This is a genomic window from Syntrophorhabdaceae bacterium (genome assembly GCA_028713955.1).
Lineage (GTDB): Bacteria > Desulfobacterota > Syntrophorhabdia > Syntrophorhabdales > Syntrophorhabdaceae > UBA5609.
Genome location: JAQTNJ010000339.1, coordinates 1 through 2,812, shown reverse-complemented (window position 1 = coordinate 2,812; position 2,812 = coordinate 1). Strand labels below are relative to the sequence as shown.

The following is a 2,812-nucleotide window of genomic DNA, read 5'->3' as shown; positions in this document are numbered from 1 at the left end:
GATATTTTAATCCAGCTTTTACAGGGTGCGGATTTTGCCGCCTTAGCCAAGGTAAATTCTAAATCATCCAGCGCTAAAGACGGAGGAGACTTGGGATTTATTAAGCCAGGGATAAAATCTCCGCAGTTTGATTCTGTGGCTTTTTCTGATTCGCTGGATACGGGCAGAATAAGCAGTATATTTAAGACTCCCGATGGATACAGTATTATTAAATTAGAAGCTAAACGTGGAGGCAAACAAAAACCTTTATCTGAAATGTGGGATGAAATCAAGAGAGGTCTTGTCTTTATGAAGCAGCAGCAGGCTATCGAAGAGGTAATCGGGAAGCTTTCCCGTGACGCCAAAATAGATATTTATGAAGGAGAGATAAAATAATGGCCATAGAAAAGCAGAAGCTTATTTTAATAAGCGGCGTAGTCCTGGGGGTAGTGGCAATCCTGATGACCAAAATGTATCTGGATCAGCAGAAGCAGGAGGCCCAGGCCCAGGCAAAAAAGACGCTTGCTAAAATACAAGCTAACCAGTCTGTGGTTTTAGTGGCTAAGCAGGATATCGCCAGCGGTCCAGTCATTGAGGCCAATATGCTTGAGAGTTCAATTGTGCCTAATCAGTTTATTCAACCCCAGGCAGCTACCTCTATCGAGAGGGTTTTAGGGATGATTACCCTTGCTCCGATTTCCAAGAGTGAACAGATAAGTCTTTCCAAGCTTTCTAAGGCTCGCCGGGAAAGCGGAGGAAGCAGTTTGGCAAGCAATACTCCGGCGGGTAAAAGAGCGATTTCTATCGCCGTGGATAACATGGCTTCTTTGTCCGGGATGGTCAGGCCCGGAGATTATGTCGATGTAATTGCTACATTGCAAGTTCCTGTTCAGGGGGCTGACGGGCAAATATCCAGCCAGGTCGCGGTAGTCCCGTTATTTCAGAATGTTTTAGTTTTGGCTGTAGGTCAGAATACCGGTTTTACGGCAGGTGCAACCAGCCGCTATTCGGAAAAAGAAGCTCCTTCCTCCGGTGGCGGGGGCTTGATTACTTTAGCCCTGGCGTCTCAAGAGGCCAATCTTATCGCTTTTGTCCAGGAACAGGGGAAGATGCGTCTGACTTTGCGTTCTCCTGCGGACGCCAGCGTCGAACCGGTGGTTCCAGCCAGCTGGGAAACCTTGTTTCAATATATTATGCCTCAACAAAAAAGTGCCGAAGTTAAAGAAGCACCGGCGGCACCCGTAGTTGATACTACTGAGTACGTAGAAGTTTTCCGCGGGTTAAATAAAGAGAAAGTCTCTCTTATTAAATAAAGAGGAAAGTTCTGCTGTATTAGGAATTTATATTTTTTGATTTTAGTTTGTCCTGTAGAGAAAAATCTCGCGTTAGTATAGGTTTTGCGTGAGATAAAAGGAGGAAAATGAGAAAGTTATTTCTTGGCCTATTATTTATTGCTACTTTTATAACCTTCCTGCCTTTTAATGGCTATTCTGCGGATGATGTTGAGGAAGAGTTAAGGCTTTACATAGGACAAACCAAAATTATTTCAGTCAGTTCCCCGAAAAGGGTTGCCGTAGGTAACCCGGCGATTGCTGATGTTGCTAATATCGGTAAAAGTGATCTTACAGTTGTTCCTAAGGCAGTAGGGGCTACTACTTTAATTATCTGGGATAATTTTGGAGAACAGTCTTATCGCTTAAAGGTATTTGCAGAAGACACCTCAGAGCTTAAACACCGTATAGACAATATGCTAAAGAAACTTAATTTACCGGATGTCTACACAAGTGCTGAAGATGAAGAGGGTAAGGTTGCACTTTTGGGCAAGGTAAAACGTGCCGCAGACAGGGAACGTATTGCTACTGCCCTGGGAGCGCTTAAAGATAAGATCATTGATTTAATCGTGGTTAAAGAAGAAGAAACGGTAATAGAAATTGATGTTCAGGTAATTGAAATTAATCGGGGATCCCAGGATACCCTTGGTTTTACCTGGCCGAGTTCTTTGAGTTTAACTGAAGTCGGTTCTCCCGGTATTTCCGCTGCCGGGACAACCTGGGGTAAACTATTTCATGTTGTTAATGAAACCAGGGCCGCGTTTACTTTAAAACTGGATGCCTTGATCAAAGATGGCAAGGCGCGTATCCTTTCAAGGCCGAGGGTTTCTTGCCAGAGCGGTAAAGAAGCCAAACTTGTTGTCGGAGGGGAAGTTCCGGTGTTAAGCGGATCAGTTACCCCTGGTACCAGCGGTTCAAGTTCCGTAGGCGCAACTACCGGAGGTTCTGTAGAATACAAAGAATACGGGATTATTTTAAATGTCAGGCCGTCAATTGAAGACTCCGGCCGTATCCATCTTAACCTTGATGTTACTGTTAGTGAGGTTGGGGATGTGGTGAGCACGACCTACGCACTTGCCTATAAAATGACTAAGCGTACAGCCACGACTGAGCTTTTCCTCGACGATGGGCAGACAATGGCCCTGGGAGGGTTAATCAAGAAAAAGTCTGAAGAAGAATTAAATAGAGTCCCCTGGCTTTCGGATGTGCCGGTATTGGGGTTATTTTTTAGACAGAGGACTATTTCTCAGGGATGGAGTTCAGATCTTTCCAAGGCTGATGATACGGAGTTATTTATTACTTTGACCCCGCGCGTAGTTGATCAAAAGACGCCGGAGAAAGAATTAAAACCATCAATTTCCGGAACACCTGTTCTTAGTGACGATGATATAAAGGATCCCGTTGTAAGGTATGCTAAGATTATCCAAAGGAAAATTCTTGAGAACCTGACTTATCCTGTGGCTGCTAAAGAAGCAGGTTTTCAGGGTACGTTAAAATTAAGC

General features: G+C 44.3%; 3 protein-coding genes. All 3 read left to right on the top strand.

The genetic code is table 11. The features are described from left to right. The coding region (locus PHU49_16710; protein ID MDD5245652.1) for a peptidylprolyl isomerase at positions 1-375 on the top strand (375 nt) is incomplete at its 5' end. After that, positions 375-1,292, top strand: a complete 918-nt coding sequence (cpaB, locus tag PHU49_16705) for a Flp pilus assembly protein CpaB (GenBank protein ID MDD5245651.1) — start codon at positions 375-377, stop codon at positions 1,290-1,292. The genes PHU49_16710 and cpaB, both read left to right, overlap by 1 nt. Before the next feature lie 107 nt (positions 1,293-1,399). Continuing rightward, on the top strand, positions 1,400-2,812 hold a 1,413-nt coding region (locus PHU49_16700), incomplete at its 3' end, for a pilus assembly protein N-terminal domain-containing protein (GenBank protein ID MDD5245650.1).

Bases quoted from the DNA above. Each gene is read 5' to 3' on its own strand.
- cpaB (MDD5245651.1), top strand. From the start codon at position 375: ATGGCCATAGAAAAGCAGAAGCTTATTTTAATAAGCGGCGTAGTCCTG.